This window comes from Streptococcus sp. HMSC072D07 (assembly GCF_001814835.1).
Classification (GTDB): Bacteria; Bacillota; Bacilli; order Lactobacillales; family Streptococcaceae; genus Streptococcus.
In genome coordinates this window covers 224,994-238,763 of record NZ_KV818036.1, presented here as the reverse complement: position 1 = coordinate 238,763, position 13,770 = coordinate 224,994, and the positions used below count along the sequence as shown (strand labels likewise).

Genomic DNA, 13,770 nt, shown 5'->3' with positions numbered 1-13,770 from the left:
AGAAATGGATCCGAAAAAAATAGCTCGTATCAATGAGCTTGCTAGAAAGAAAAAAACAGAAGGCCTAACTTCTGCTGAAAAAGTGGAACAAGCTAAGCTTCGTGAGGAATACATCGAAGGCTATCGTCGTTCAGTTCGTCACCACGTCGAGGGTATCAAAATCGTGGATGAACAAGGAAACGATGTTACACCAGAAAAACTACGCCAAGTACAACGTGAAAAAGGTTTGCACGGCCGTAGTCTTGATGATCCGAATTCATAACATTCAAGGGTTTTGTAGATGATTTACAAAACCTTTTTTTGCTAATAACAAAAAAGAAGGAGCCAAGTGGCTCCTTTTTGATTTTTTAGTTGCTTGCACCAGAAGTAGCGTCTGCACCACCACCGTGGCCTCCAGCATCACCTGAATCAGAAGCACCAGAAGTAGCATCAGCGTCTCCATGACCTCCAGCAGCAGGAGCGAATGGCCCACTACCGCCTACCAAACGTTGACCCGTTTCTTTTAGGTACCAGTCAAGCCATGGTTGGAAGTTAAAGACGATTTCATTGATACCAGCGTATGATCCGTCAGGATAATACATCGCTTGGTAGTTGTGAGTGTTGATAACACCTGCAGGTGAACCTGGGACGATTGTACGAACGTATTCTTGGTTTCCGTTGCGGAGTGTTCCGATAACCCACTCTACGTTCTTCATACGTGCTGGTGGAAGTGATCCATGAACAGTTGACATACGACTACCTGATTGAGGTGGTACACGTTTAGCGAACATGGTGTCTGGATCTTGGTGAGCGTTGTTGTAGTAGAGGAATTGGTTGTTGTCGTCAGCGTATGTCAATTCAAATGGCATAGCTTTCAAGAACATATCGATTTGGTTAACTGTCAGGATACCGTGGTCCAATTTGACATAGGTATCACCAGAAACAGCGCCAGTGATTGCTGCAACTTTTTCTACCCATTCTGGATCGTCAGGGTCAACTTCTGTAATGGTTGTAGCAATTGGTTTTCCACAATCCAAGTCTTCTGGTTCGATTGGTTTTGGTTTTTTCAATTTCGAAACGACTCCTACATATTTAACAAAGTTATCTAAGCAAGTTTCAAGGAATTTAACAGTTCCTTCGTTGGTGATGTTTCCATTGTTATCAAAAGCTTCTTTGGCTTTACCAAGAAGGAATTCATTACCTGGAAGTGTGTAGGCATTGACACCAGGAGCGTCAAGGATCTTACGAAGGTGAACTTGGGCACGTGAAGTTCCTTGGTCGTAGTATGATGCTCCCACAATCATAACAGGCTTGTTTTCAAATGGATGAACTTCGTATGAAAGCCATTCAAGTACAGATTTGAGTGAAGCTGAGATAGTGTGGTTGTGCTCAGGAGTGGCGATAATGACACCATCAGCACGTGTAATCTTGTTATACAAGAAACGCAATTGGAAACTTTCGTCCCATTTTTCGTCTTGGTTAAACATTGGAACTTCGTCAATTTCAAGAACTTCTAATTCAAATTTGAATTTGAAATTGCGACGAATAAATTCCAAGAGTTTGCGGTTATATGATTGATCGTAGTTTGATCCAACAAGTCCAACAAATTTCATTCTTTCGGTCTCCTATCTTACAAATTTTCCCAGTCAAATTCTTCTGCATCTTTGCGAAGCAATTCTTGCGCATTGCGCAATTTTTCAGTAATCTTCACAAAGATACGGAAGTCATCAAAGATGGCATCCAATTTCTTGATGACGTCAAGGTCAACCAAGTCACCACTTGGGTTAAATGCTTGAAGAGAGTGAGAAAGCAAGAATTCATCTGGTAAAACATTTGCCTTGATTTCAGGAGCGTTCAAGATTTGACGAAGTTGCAATTGGGCACGAGATGAACCAAGTGTACCGTAAGAAGCACCAGTGATCATGATTGGTTTGTTCAAAAGTGGGTAGATACCGTAAGATAGCCAAGCAAGAGCGCTCATCAAAACTGCAGGGATAGAGTGGTCGTACTCAGGAGTACCGATAATCACACCATCAGCTTCTTCAATTTTAGCTGCAATCTCAAGAATTTCAGCTGGAAGTTGCTTATCTGCTGGTTTGTTGAAAACAGGGATATCCTTGATTTCAACGAGTTCAATTTCAGCTTTATCAGCAAAGTGTTTTTGCATGTATTGGAGCAATTGGCGGTTTGTAGAACGTTTAGAGTTCGTTCCAACAATGGCAATAAGTTTTAGCATGAGATTTCCTTTCTCTTTTTACATAATACAATTTTGAAGGCCTGAAGAACATGCAAGGCGTCCCTCTTTGTCTATGAGGATGGCTTCAATTCCATCTATACTTTCGACTTGCCAGAGGATAGAAGCACTTCGTTCTCCGAAAAGGCGCGTTGTCCAAATCTCACCATCGACGGATTTATCTGAGACAATCGTTAGGCTAGCGAGATCGGTTTCGACAGGGAATCCTGTCTCACTATCAAAGATATGGTGATAGTCTTTTCCATCTACTGTCAGGTGGCGTTCATAGATACCTGAAGTGACAACAGATTTGTTAGAAGCAGGGATAGTTAGGAGATGATTGCCACGAGGATTTCGCGGATCTTGAATCCCAATCTGCCAGGCTTTCCCTTCTTTGGCTTGGTTGTTCCCGATGGTGAGGATATTTCCTCCGAGATTGATCAAGGCAGAGGTGACACCGTGTTCTTTCAAATACTGGGCAACCTTATCTGCACTATAGCCTTTAGCTAAGCAACCTAAATCAAGTTTCATTCCCTTTTTCTCTAAATAGACAGTAGAGTTAGTCGGATCCAACTTGATAAAATGCGGGTCAACTAGAGGCAAGACAGCTTCGATTTCGTTTAGCTCTGGGAGTCGGGCATCTGAAAAGCCGATTCGCCAGGTTTGAATCAAGGGGCCAATACTGATATTGAGATGGCTAGATGGAGCTAGGCTATGCTCCAGTCCAAGAGCAATCAGTTCAAATAGGTCAGGATGAACCTTAACAGGTGCGATTCCAGCCTGGTAGTTGATTTCCATCAGTTCGGATTCTCGACTATTGGCGTTGAAGCGGTATTCGAGCTCCTTGAGTAAATCAAAGGCTCCTTGAAGTAGGCAATCAGCCTGTTCATCTACTAATGAAATCGTGATAGTTGTTCCCATTAGCCGTTCAGAACGTGAATGAAGAGGCAAGCTACCAGCTCCTTTCTCTTTATAGGAAATCATTCAATATAAGGTCGTTAAAGAAAAATTAAACCCCTTACATTTTCTTTCCATGTATCTAGCATATCATAAAGTCAGCGTTTTCACAAATAAATTTTGACAAAAAGTCAAGAAATATGCTCAGAATTAATATGAAAACGATAGAAAAATTAGATTTATCAATGTTAAGTGTATTTTTTTCTGAAAAAAAGAGAATTCTGAGCAAATACCTTGTAAACGCTAACAGTAAATGATATACTAGAAAGGTAAATCAAAAATTAAAGGTAGGAATTTTTCTATGAGTAAAATCGTTGTAGTTGGTGCTAACCACGCTGGTACAGCTTGTATTAATACCATGTTGGACAACTTCGGACATGAGAACGAAATCGTAGTATTTGACCAAAACTCAAATATTTCATTCCTTGGTTGTGGAATGGCGCTTTGGATCGGGGAACAAATTGATGGCCCAGAAGGTCTCTTCTACTCTGATAAAGAAAAGTTGGAAGCAAAAGGTGCTAAAGTTTACATGAACTCACCAGTTCTTTCAATTGACTACGATAACAAAGTTGTGACTGCAGAAGTTGAAGGTAAAGAACACAAAGAGTCTTATGACAAATTGATCTTTGCAACTGGTTCAACTCCAATCTTGCCTCCAATCGAAGGTGTTGAAATCGTTAAGGGCAACCGCGAATTCAAAGCAACTCTTGAAAATGTACAATTTGTTAAATTGTACCAAAACGCTGAAGAAGTTATTGAAAAACTTGAAGACAAGAGCAAACACCTTGAGCGCATTGCCGTTGTTGGTGGTGGTTACATCGGTGTAGAACTTGCCGAAGCTTTCGAGCGTCTTGGAAAAGAAGTTGTGCTTGTCGATATCGTAGACACTGTCTTGAACGGTTACTATGATAAAGATTTTACACAAATGATGGCGAAGAACTTGGAAGACCACAACATCCGCTTGGCTCTTGGTCAAACAGTTAAAGCCATCCAAGGTGATGGAAAAGTTGAACGCTTGGTAACAGACAAAGAAACATTTGATGTAGATATGGTGGTTCTTGCTGTTGGTTTCCGTCCAAACACAGCTCTTGCTGACGGTAAGATTGAACTCTTCCGTAACGGTGCCTTCCTTGTAGATAAGAAACAAGAAACATCTATCCCAGGTGTATACGCTGTTGGTGACTGTGCAACTGTTTATGACAATGCACGTAAAGATACAAGCTACATCGCTCTTGCATCAAACGCTGTACGTACTGGTATCGTTGGTGCTTACAATGCTTGTGGCCATGAATTGGAAGGAATCGGAGTTCAAGGATCAAACGGTATTTCAATCTACGGTCTTCACATGGTTTCAACTGGTTTGACTCTTGAAAAAGCCAAAGCTGCAGGCTATAATGCAACTGAAACTGGATTTAACGATCTTCAAAAACCAGAATTTATAAAACATGACAACCACGAAGTTGCCATCAAGATTGTCTTTGACAAAGACAGCCGCGAAATCCTTGGTGCACAAATGGTGTCACATGATGCTGCTATCAGTATGGGTATCCACATGTTCTCACTTGCTATCCAAGAGCATGTAACAATTGATAAATTGGCATTGACAGACCTATTCTTCTTGCCACACTTTAACAAACCATACAACTACATCACAATGGCTGCTCTTACAGCTGAAAAATAAAAATTGATGAACTATCTGTCCTTAAGTTAAGGTCAGATAGTTTTTTAGTTATACTCTTCGAAAATCAAATTCAAACCACGTCAGCTTCGCCTTACCGTATATATGTTACTGACTTCGTCAGTTCTATCTACAACCTCAAAGCAGTGCTTTGAGCAACCTGCGGCTAGCTTCCTAGTTTGCTCTTTGATTTTCATTGAGTATCAATCTGTACCCATACAATTATCCTTTTTTTATCTTGTACTTCATTCTAATCTGGCTTAAAATGAAATGGTAGCTACCAATACAAATAATGAGGATAAAACAAATGACTGAAAATCGTTATGAACTAAATAAAAACTTGGCACAGATGCTTAAGGGCGGTGTTATCATGGATGTGCAGAACCCTGAACAGGCTCGGATTGCGGAAGCTGCTGGTGCGGCAGCTGTTATGGCCTTGGAGCGGATTCCAGCTGATATTCGGGCAGTTGGCGGGGTTTCCCGTATGAGTGATCCAAAGATGATTAAGGAAATCCAAGAAGCGGTCAGTATTCCAGTGATGGCCAAGGTCAGAATCGGGCATTTTGTAGAAGCTCAGATTTTAGAAGCCATTGAGATCGACTATATCGATGAGAGTGAAGTGCTTTCTCCAGCTGACGACCGTTTTCATGTGGACAAGAAAGAATTTAAAGTTCCTTTTGTCTGTGGGGCTAAGGACTTGGGTGAAGCCTTGCGTCGTATCGCTGAGGGAGCTTCCATGATTCGGACAAAAGGAGAACCGGGTACAGGAGATATCGTCCAAGCCGTTCGCCATATGCGTATGATGAATCAAGAAATTCGCCGCATTCAAAACCTCCGTGAAGATGAGCTCTATGTGGCTGCCAAGGAGTTGCAAGTCCCTGTTGAATTAGTCCAATACGTCCACCAACATGGAAAATTACCAGTTGTCAACTTCGCAGCCGGAGGTGTGGCAACGCCAGCAGATGCGGCCTTGATGATGCAACTGGGGGCAGAAGGCGTCTTTGTCGGTTCAGGTATTTTCAAGTCAGGCGACCCTGTTAAACGAGCAAGTGCTATTGTTAAGGCCGTAACCAACTACCAAAATCCTCAAATTCTGGCTCAAATTTCTGAAGATCTAGGGGAGGCCATGGTTGGTATCAATGAGAATGAAATCCAAATTCTCATGGCTGAGCGAGGAAAATAGATGAAAATCGGAATATTAGCCTTGCAAGGTGCCTTTGAAGAGCATGCTAAAGTGCTAGAAAAGTTAGGTGTTGTTAGTGTTGAAATCAGAAATTTAGATGATTTTCAACAAGTTCAGAGTGACTTATCTGGTTTGATTTTACCTGGAGGGGAATCTACAACCATGGGCAAACTCTTGCGTGACCAGCAGATGCTGATTCCAATCCGAGAAGCGATTTTATCTGGTCTTCCCGTTTTTGGGACCTGTGCAGGTTTAATCTTGCTAGCTAAGGAAATCGTTTCTCAAGAAGAAAGTCATCTAGCGACTATGGACATAGTAGTTGAGCGCAATGCCTATGGACGCCAACTGGGAAGTTTTTATACAGAAGCAGAATGTAAGGGAGTCGGTCAGATTCCCATGACCTTTATCCGTGGACCGATTATCAGTAGTGTTGGAGAGGGTGTAGAAATTCTAGCAACAGTTGATAATCAAATCGTAGCTGCGCAAGAAAAAAATATGCTGGTAACTTCTTTTCATCCAGAATTGACAGATGATGTTGGCTTGCACCAGTACTTTATCAATATGTGTAAAGAAAAAAGTTGAGAAAATGATTCTCAACTTTTTTACATGTAATAAACAATCGCGATATATTGGAGTGCAGATGCTGCTAGGATAAAGAGATGCCAAATCATGTGGAAATAAGGTTTTTTCTTAGCGTAAAATCCAGCTCCAACTGTATAACAGAGTCCGCCAGTTACCATGAGACTCCAGAAAATTGGTGTTGTTTGACTGATAATGGCAGGAATGATAGCCAGAACCAACCAGCCCATAATCAAATAAAGAGCAAGGCTGAATTTCTCATTGACCTTTTTAGCAAAGATTTTATAGAGGATGCCAAAGATGGTCGTTCCCCACTGAATGGCAATGATCAGATAGCCAAACCAGTTATTCATCAAAGTCAATACGACCGGCGTATATGAGCCTGCGATAGCCACATAAATCATAGAATGATCGATGATTCGCAAGACGTATTTGTGGGTCGAACCATAGGCCATAGAGTGGTAAATGGTTGACGAGAGGAACATGAGAAAGAGACTGATAACAAAGATAGAAACGCCAAAAGATGATAAAAATCCGTGTGCTTCATAACTATAGGTGGATGAAATGGGGAGTAGGATGAGCATGATAACGGCACCCACAGCATGGGTCACGCTATTAGCAATTTCCTCTCCAAAACTGAGTTTTTTACTGAGCTTTAGACTAGTATTCATTGGATTTCCTCCTCTTCTTTGATAAGGATTAAGTCTAGAGTTTGATGATAGAGTTTAACCGTTTGACAGCTGGTTTGGATAATAGGATTTTCTGGATCAATCCCATGGTTCATGTAGTCCACAAAAGCGTCGTAGAGCTGGTCTGAGCTCGCTTGAGTTTGTAGAGTATTAAGTGTCTGAGCGATTTCTTGGATCGAAAAGACAGACTTGAGAGTGGTGATGGCAATCAAACGGGCAATCTGTTTGCGTTGGTATTTTTTCTTGTCTGGCTTTGTCAGGTAACCATGTTTGACATAGTTATTGACCATGGATGCTGTTAGACCCTTGTCTTTATCTGGAGAGATAGGGGCACAGACTTGATTGACATAAAGTAAAACTTGATCCAGATAGAGGTCAATATTTGGAATGTCTTCCCATTTTGGGTAGGAAAAGTTAGAATTCATTTCCAACTCCTTTTTATCTAGTTTCGATAACTAGATTATAAAATAATAAAAAACAAAAGTCAAGTTTCAACTGCTTGTAGAAAGCTTTAAATTATGCTATGATGAGAGAAACTAGTTAGAAATGAGGGGAAAAGATGGAGATTCGTTTAGCTTTTCCAAACGAAGTAGATGCGATTATGCAGGTGATGGAGGATGCTAAAAAGTGCTTAGCTGAGTCTGGTAGCGACCAGTGGCAAAATGGCTATCCAAATGCAGATATCATTATTGATGATATCATCTCTGGTCAAGCTTATGTGGCCTTGGAAGAAGGAGAACTGCTAGCTTATGCTGCTGTGACCAAGAGCCCAGAGGAAGCCTATGAAGCCATTTATGAAGGGAGTTGGCAGGGGGGAGAATCAGAATATCTGGTCTTTCACCGTATCGCTGTGGCAGCAGATGTCCAAGGACAAGGTGTTGCTCAGACTTTCCTAGAAGGCTTGATTGAAGGTTTTGATTATCTAGATTTTCGTTCAGATACGCATGCAGAAAACAAGGTTATGCAGCATATCTTTGAAAAGCTAGGCTTCCAAAAGGTTGGTAAGGTTCCAGTTGATGGGGAACGTTTGGCCTATCAGAAATTAAAAAAATGAAGCAGAAAAAGTACGCAAAAATGCTCTACCCGTCGCCAATTGGAACCTTATCCTTAGTTGCTGACGAGCAATATCTGTATGGAATTTGGGTACAGGACCAAACCCATTTTGAGAGGGGATTAGGGGATGAAACGATAGAAGAAGTTGCTAGCCATCCTGTATTAGAGCAAGTTATTTCCTATTTAGATACCTATTTCGAAGGCAGTGTTCAGGACCTATCAGACTTACCTTTGGCTCCTATTGGAACGGATTTTGAAAAGCGAGTCTGGACTTATTTACAGGCCATTCCTTATGGTCAGACAGTAACTTACGGACAAATAGCGCAAGACCTGCAAGTGGCTTCTGCTCAAGCGATTGGCGGAGCAGTGGGGCGTAATCCTTGGTCCATACTCGTACCCTGCCATCGTGTGCTGGGATCAGGCAATCGTCTGACAGGCTATGCATCTGGAGTCGAAAAGAAAGCCTGGCTCTTGCAACATGAAGGTGCAGCATTTCAAGAAAATAAAAAATAGAAAGAAAAGAAGATGTTAGAATTTATCGAATATCCAAAATGTTCAACTTGTAAGAAAGCAAAAAATGAATTGGATAAACTTGGACTGGAATACCAAGATGTCCACATCGTAGAAGAAACACCAAGTGAAGACGTGATTTTGAACTGGTTGGAAACTTCCGGTTTTGAAGTGAAACAATTTTTCAATACCAGCGGGATTAAATACCGCGAACTGGGCCTAAAAGATAAGGTGGGAAGTTTGTCAAAACAAGAAGCAGCCAAGCTTCTAGCGAGTGATGGTATGTTATTGAAACGTCCAATTTTGGTGGAGAATGGTGCTGTTAAACAAATTGGCTATAGAAAAACCTATGAGGACTTAGGTTTGAGATAGTTTTTATTTATCTCCTTGATAGGTAAAATATATAGCCTCCCTGTTTTAAAGTGTGATAAACTAGAAGATAGACAAAGTCTGAGCAGCCCGTAGCAAATAATTTGCTTGCGAGCAGAAGTATGATAGAATGAATCATTATCAGGAGAGGATGTTTTTATGACTGTTACAACATTTTTAGCATCAGATTGGTACCAAAGTTTGATGCAACTCATTCCGGATGGTAAGCTCTTTAGTTTGCGTTCGGTCTTTGATGGAATTCCAAGGATTGTCCAACAACTGCCTACAACCTTGATGTTGACGCTTGGAGGTGCACTCTTTGGTTTGCTACTTGCCCTGATTTTTGCCATTGTAAAGATCAATCGTGTTAGGATTTTATATCCCTTGCAAGCCTTTTTCGTCAGCTTCTTAAAAGGTACCCCAATCCTAGTTCAACTTATGTTGACCTACTACGGAATTCCTTTGGCACTGAAAGCTATCAACCAACAATGGGGAACTGGTCTCAATATCAATGCGATTCCAGCAGCGCTTTTTGCGATTGTGGCCTTTGCTTTTAATGAGGCGGCTTATGCAAGTGAAACGATTCGTGCGGCCATCCTTTCTGTTAATCCCGGTGAAATTGAGGCGGCACGCAGTTTGGGTATGACGCGAGCTCAAGTTTATCGTCGCGTGATTATTCCAAATGCGGCCGTTGTGGCGACTCCAACCTTGATTAATTCCCTCATCGGTTTGACCAAGGGGACTTCTCTAGCCTTTAGCGCAGGTGTTGTGGAGGTCTTTGCCCAAGCTCAGATTTTAGGTGGAGCTGATTATCGCTATTTTGAGCGCTTTATCTCTGTTGCCCTTGTTTATTGGGTGGTCAATATTGGAATTGAAAGCCTCGGCCGTTTCATCGAGAGAAAAATGGCTATCTCAACGCCGGATACAGTGTCTACAGATGTGAAAGGAGACCTTCGTTAATGATTAAGATTTCGAATTTAAGCAAATCCTTTTCAGGACAGACAGTCTTGGATCATCTGAACTTGGAAATCCAAAAAGGTGAGGTAGTGGCTTTGATTGGTTCATCTGGAGCTGGGAAATCAACCTTTCTTCGTAGTTTGAACTACCTTGAAACTCCAGATAGTGGAACGATTCAGATTGACAATTTTAAAGTTGATTTTTCTCAGATTAGCCAAGAAGAAATCCTAACCCTTCGTCGCAAGTTGTCCATGGTTTTCCAACAGTTTAATTTGTTTGAACGCCGAACTGCTCTTGACAATGTCAAGGAAGGTTTGGTTGTCGTTAAAAAATTATCGGACGAGGAAGCAACAAAAATCGCTAAGGAAGAGTTGGCCAAGGTTGGTCTTTCTGACCGTGAAAACCATTATCCTCGCCACTTATCAGGTGGACAGAAGCAACGGGTTGCCCTCGCGCGTGCGCTTGCTATGAAACCAGATGTCTTGCTCTTGGACGAACCAACGTCGGCACTGGACCCAGAGTTGGTCGGTGAAGTAGAAAAGTCTATTGCAGACGCTGCCAAGTCAGGTCAGACCATGATTTTGGTCAGTCACGATATGTCTTTTGTAGCCCAAGTGGCAGACAAGGTTCTATTCCTAGATAAAGGGAAAATCATCGAGTCTGGTACACCGGATGAAATCATCAATCATCCGAAAGAAGAACGAACAAAAGAATTCTTCGCTAGTTACAAACGGACTTATATTTGATATAATAGAAAAAAGGAAAACTCAGTTAGTTGGACTAGCTGAGTTTACTCTTTAAAAAAGATAGAAACGAGAGAGATCATGCTACTGCATCTATTTTCTTTGTATTTCGAGAGTTTGATCTTAACGGCCATCCTTGTCGTGATTTTTCTGGGGATTTGGATTGGGTTGAGAGCCATGTCTGGTGTGGACAAGACAGCCAAAGCTCGCCAAGCTCATCTCTATGATATGATTATGATTGGAGTTTTGGTCGTTCCGGTGTTATCCTTTGCCGTCATGAGTTTGCTCTTGGTTTTCAAGGCATAATCCTTGCGTGACTAGCAAGAATGAGTTAGAATAAAGATAGTTACAACAAGAAAGAAGGAATTGAAATGTACGATACGATTATTGTCGGTGCTGGACCTGCGGGAATGACCGCTGCCTTATATGCTGCTCGAAGCAATCTGAAAGTGGCTTTGATTGAAGGTGGTCTGCCAGGCGGGCAAATGAATAACACATCTGATATTGAAAACTATCCAGGTTATGCTAATATCAGTGGACCTGAATTGGCTGAAAAGATGTTTGAACCACTTGAAAACCTTGGAGTGGAGCATCTTTATGGTTACGTTGAAAATATTGAAGACCAGGGTGACTTTAAGAAGGTAATCACTGATGATCAAGTTTACGAAACCCGTACTGTCATTGTAGCAACTGGTTCTAAACACCGTCTTTTGGGAGTTCCCGGAGAAGAAGAACTGAACAGTCGAGGTGTTTCTTACTGTGCGGTCTGTGATGGAGCTTTCTTCCGTGATCAAGACTTGCTCGTAGTTGGTGGTGGAGATTCAGCGGTAGAAGAAGCCCTCTTCTTGACACGCTTTGCCAAGACTGTCACTATTGTTCACCGTCGCGATGAACTTCGTGCCCAAAAGGTTTTGCAAGACCGTGCCTTTGCAAATGAAAAAGTCAACTTTATCTGGGACTCTGTAGTTAAGGAAATTAAAGGTGAAAATCGAGTAGAATCTGTCGTATTTGAAAATGTGAAAACAGGTCAAGTAACAGAGCAAGCCTTCGGAGGTGTCTTTATCTATGTCGGTTTGGATCCTGTTAGCGATTTTGTTAAAGAATTGAACATTCAAGACCAGGCAGGCTGGATCCTAACAGACAATAACATGAAAACTAGCGTTGATGGTATATTTGCGGTTGGAGATGTTCGCCAAAAAGATCTTCGCCAAGTAACAACAGCAGTTGGAGATGGGGCTATCGCTGGTCAAGAAGCCTATAAATTTATCACAGAACATAGTTAAGCAAAAAGTTTCCAATCACTTGATTGGAAACTTTTTTATAGTCTGTTTCGGAAAACTTCGTACATGAGAATGGCTGCTGCAACACTGGCATTGAGGCTTTGAACATGACCGTTCATCGGAATGGTTATCATTTCATCAACCTGTTTTTTGATGTTGCTGGAGATGCCTTTTCCTTCATTTCCGATGATGAGGGCAATTTTCCCTTTTGTATTCCACTTGTGGCAAGGAGTACCGTTCATATCCGTTCCAAAGGTCCAGAAGCCTTCAGCCTTGAGTTTGTCTAGGGTTTGACTGAGGTTGGTAACTCGCGCAATCGGTACATGCTCAATAGCACCTGTGGCCGTTTTGGCAACGACAGGAGTCACTCCGACAGCACGGTGCTTGGGAATGATGACACCTGAAACATTGGTCGCATCAGCAGTCCTTAAGATAGAGCCTAAGTTGTGAGGGTCAGTTAGACCATCCAGAATCAACAGCAAAGGATTTTCTTCTTGGCGTGTTTTGGCAAGGATGTGATCAAGTTCGCTATAGGCAAATTCTGACACTCGTAAAACAAAACCTTGGTGGACAGCGCCTTCGGTCATTTCAGACAGGGATTTTTTTGAAGTCCAAGAGATGGAGACCTTCTTTTCTGTAGCCAGTTCCTTGACCTTCTCAAAATTCTTACCTCGAAGATCTTCTTGGAGGTAGAGTTTATTTCCAGTGTTTGCAAGGAGGGCTTCTGTAACGGCGTGGACGCCATAGACAATATCATTTGTTTTCATGCCTCTATTATAACACAAAACCCCGTCTTGCAACGGGATTTTCTTTATTCAAGGATGAGGAGACCATCTTTGACAGCAAATGGATCTTTCTCATTGATACGATCGTAAAACATAATTCCGTTTAGATGATCAATTTCATGTTGGACAACGATAGAGTTGTATCCTTTGAGCTTGATACGGTGTTTTTCGCCATCTTTGTCAAAGTAGTCAACAGTAACGCGAGCATGGCGGACAACATAGCCTGGCACGTTTCGGTCAACAGACAGGCAACCTTCTCCTTCGCCAAGAGCAGCGTCCTGAACAGAGTGAGAGACAATTTTTGGATTGTACATAATAGCTTGCAAGTCGTAGGCTTCCTGTGGAGTTTCACCTTCTTCCACAATATTTGGGACCAAGACGGCAATAATGCGTTTTGAAATATCGAGTTGGGGAGCAGCCAATCCAACACCACCGCGGAGCCCCATTTTCTCAGCCATAACAGGATCTTGGGAATGTTTGAGGAATTGCATCATCTTTTCGCCAAGGATGATTTCCTGGTCAGACAGTGGGAAAGTAACTTCCTCAGCAACTGCGCGAAGAGTTGGATTCCCCTCGCGGATAATATCGTTCATATCAATTAAGTGAGCAGCTTTTGTAATACGTTCTATTGCAGACATTTTCTCTCCTTTCATTACCTCTACATGATAACACAAAATAGGCGAGAAAGAAAGTCGCAGAAGTTCCTAAAAAATAATATAATAAACGGTATTCCTCTTTTGTCTGTGGTATAATAAAAGAAAAGACTTGCACCAAA

The 13,770-nt window shown here is 41.8% G+C and carries 18 protein-coding genes; 11 read left to right on the top strand and 7 right to left on the bottom strand.

The features are described 5' to 3' along the window. Positions 1-4 precede the first annotated feature (4 nt). Positions 5-262, top strand: coding sequence for a DUF896 family protein (locus HMPREF2991_RS02020; RefSeq protein WP_070568988.1), 258 nt, complete (start codon positions 5-7; stop codon positions 260-262). 85 nt (positions 263-347) lie between these two features. Here HMPREF2991_RS02020 and HMPREF2991_RS02015 read toward each other — a convergent pair whose 3' ends face one another. Genes HMPREF2991_RS02015 through HMPREF2991_RS02005 form a run of 3 tightly spaced genes read right to left on the bottom strand, consistent with a single transcriptional unit; the run spans position 348 to position 3,163 of the window. Then, positions 348-1,592: an NAD(P)H-dependent oxidoreductase gene (locus HMPREF2991_RS02015; RefSeq protein WP_049501180.1), complete on the bottom strand. Its 1,245-nt coding sequence runs from the start codon at positions 1,590-1,592 to the stop codon at positions 348-350. Between the two features lie 17 nt (positions 1,593-1,609). Then, positions 1,610-2,215, bottom strand: a complete 606-nt coding sequence (locus HMPREF2991_RS02010; RefSeq protein ID WP_000915935.1) for an NADPH-dependent FMN reductase — start codon at positions 2,213-2,215, stop codon at positions 1,610-1,612. A gap of 18 nt (positions 2,216-2,233) precedes the next feature. Then, positions 2,234-3,163, bottom strand: coding sequence for an FAD:protein FMN transferase (locus HMPREF2991_RS02005; protein WP_070569209.1), 930 nt, complete (start codon positions 3,161-3,163; stop codon positions 2,234-2,236). A 307-nt stretch (positions 3,164-3,470) separates the two neighbouring features. On the opposite strand from HMPREF2991_RS02005, the gene nox reads away from it, so the two are divergent. From nox to pdxT, 3 genes are all read left to right on the top strand, one after another. Continuing rightward, positions 3,471-4,850, top strand: coding sequence for a H2O-forming NADH oxidase (gene nox / locus HMPREF2991_RS02000; RefSeq protein WP_000036761.1), 1,380 nt, complete (start codon positions 3,471-3,473; stop codon positions 4,848-4,850). A gap of 304 nt (positions 4,851-5,154) precedes the next feature. Continuing rightward, complete coding sequence (gene pdxS / locus HMPREF2991_RS01995) at positions 5,155-6,030, top strand: pyridoxal 5'-phosphate synthase lyase subunit PdxS (protein WP_070568986.1); 876 nt, start codon at positions 5,155-5,157, stop codon at positions 6,028-6,030. After that, positions 6,031-6,612: a pyridoxal 5'-phosphate synthase glutaminase subunit PdxT gene (gene pdxT, locus HMPREF2991_RS01990; RefSeq protein WP_070568984.1), complete on the top strand. Its 582-nt coding sequence runs from the start codon at positions 6,031-6,033 to the stop codon at positions 6,610-6,612. 20 nt (positions 6,613-6,632) lie between these two features. On the opposite strand, the gene HMPREF2991_RS01985 is transcribed toward pdxT, so the two are convergent. Beyond that, a complete protein-coding gene (locus HMPREF2991_RS01985) occupies positions 6,633-7,280 on the bottom strand; it encodes a PAQR family membrane homeostasis protein TrhA (protein WP_001097972.1) in 648 nt (215 codons plus the stop codon). Continuing rightward, the gene (locus HMPREF2991_RS01980; protein WP_001087578.1) at positions 7,277-7,723 is read right to left on the bottom strand and encodes a DUF1836 domain-containing protein; all 447 of its coding nucleotides are present in this window, start codon (positions 7,721-7,723) and stop codon (positions 7,277-7,279) included. The genes HMPREF2991_RS01985 and HMPREF2991_RS01980 overlap by 4 nt, the downstream gene beginning before the upstream one ends. 134 nt (positions 7,724-7,857) lie before the next feature. Here HMPREF2991_RS01980 and HMPREF2991_RS01975 point away from each other — a divergent pair, with 134 nt between their 5' ends. From HMPREF2991_RS01975 to trxB, 7 genes are all read left to right on the top strand, one after another. Then, positions 7,858-8,352, top strand: a complete 495-nt coding sequence (locus HMPREF2991_RS01975) for a GNAT family N-acetyltransferase (RefSeq protein WP_070568982.1) — start codon at positions 7,858-7,860, stop codon at positions 8,350-8,352. Then, positions 8,349-8,864, top strand: coding sequence for a methylated-DNA--[protein]-cysteine S-methyltransferase (locus HMPREF2991_RS01970; protein ID WP_049520740.1), 516 nt, complete (start codon positions 8,349-8,351; stop codon positions 8,862-8,864). The genes HMPREF2991_RS01975 and HMPREF2991_RS01970 overlap by 4 nt, the downstream gene beginning before the upstream one ends. Positions 8,865-8,876: 12 nt before the next feature. Continuing rightward, a complete protein-coding gene (locus tag HMPREF2991_RS01965) occupies positions 8,877-9,233 on the top strand; it encodes an arsenate reductase family protein (protein ID WP_049520741.1) in 357 nt (118 codons plus the stop codon). A gap of 156 nt (positions 9,234-9,389) precedes the next feature. Continuing rightward, positions 9,390-10,190, top strand: a complete 801-nt coding sequence (locus tag HMPREF2991_RS01960; RefSeq protein WP_070568980.1) for an amino acid ABC transporter permease — start codon at positions 9,390-9,392, stop codon at positions 10,188-10,190. Next, positions 10,190-10,933: an amino acid ABC transporter ATP-binding protein gene (locus tag HMPREF2991_RS01955; protein ID WP_049478336.1), complete on the top strand. Its 744-nt coding sequence runs from the start codon at positions 10,190-10,192 to the stop codon at positions 10,931-10,933. The genes HMPREF2991_RS01960 and HMPREF2991_RS01955 overlap by 1 nt, the downstream gene beginning before the upstream one ends. Before the next feature lie 78 nt (positions 10,934-11,011). Beyond that, positions 11,012-11,236 (top strand): DUF4059 family protein, encoded by a 225-nt coding sequence (locus HMPREF2991_RS01950; RefSeq protein ID WP_042767743.1) that lies wholly within the window; start codon positions 11,012-11,014, stop codon positions 11,234-11,236. A gap of 65 nt (positions 11,237-11,301) precedes the next feature. Then, complete coding sequence (gene trxB, locus HMPREF2991_RS01945) at positions 11,302-12,213, top strand: thioredoxin-disulfide reductase (RefSeq protein WP_049479748.1); 912 nt, start codon at positions 11,302-11,304, stop codon at positions 12,211-12,213. A 35-nt stretch (positions 12,214-12,248) separates the two neighbouring features. Here trxB and rlmB read toward each other — a convergent pair whose 3' ends face one another. Continuing rightward, positions 12,249-12,977 (bottom strand): 23S rRNA (guanosine(2251)-2'-O)-methyltransferase RlmB, encoded by a 729-nt coding sequence (rlmB, locus tag HMPREF2991_RS01940; protein ID WP_070568977.1) that lies wholly within the window; start codon positions 12,975-12,977, stop codon positions 12,249-12,251. A gap of 44 nt (positions 12,978-13,021) precedes the next feature. Continuing rightward, entirely contained in the window at positions 13,022-13,633 is a 612-nt protein-coding gene (gene def, locus HMPREF2991_RS01935; RefSeq protein WP_042767740.1) for a peptide deformylase, read from the bottom strand. Positions 13,634-13,770: the final 137 nt, after the last annotated feature.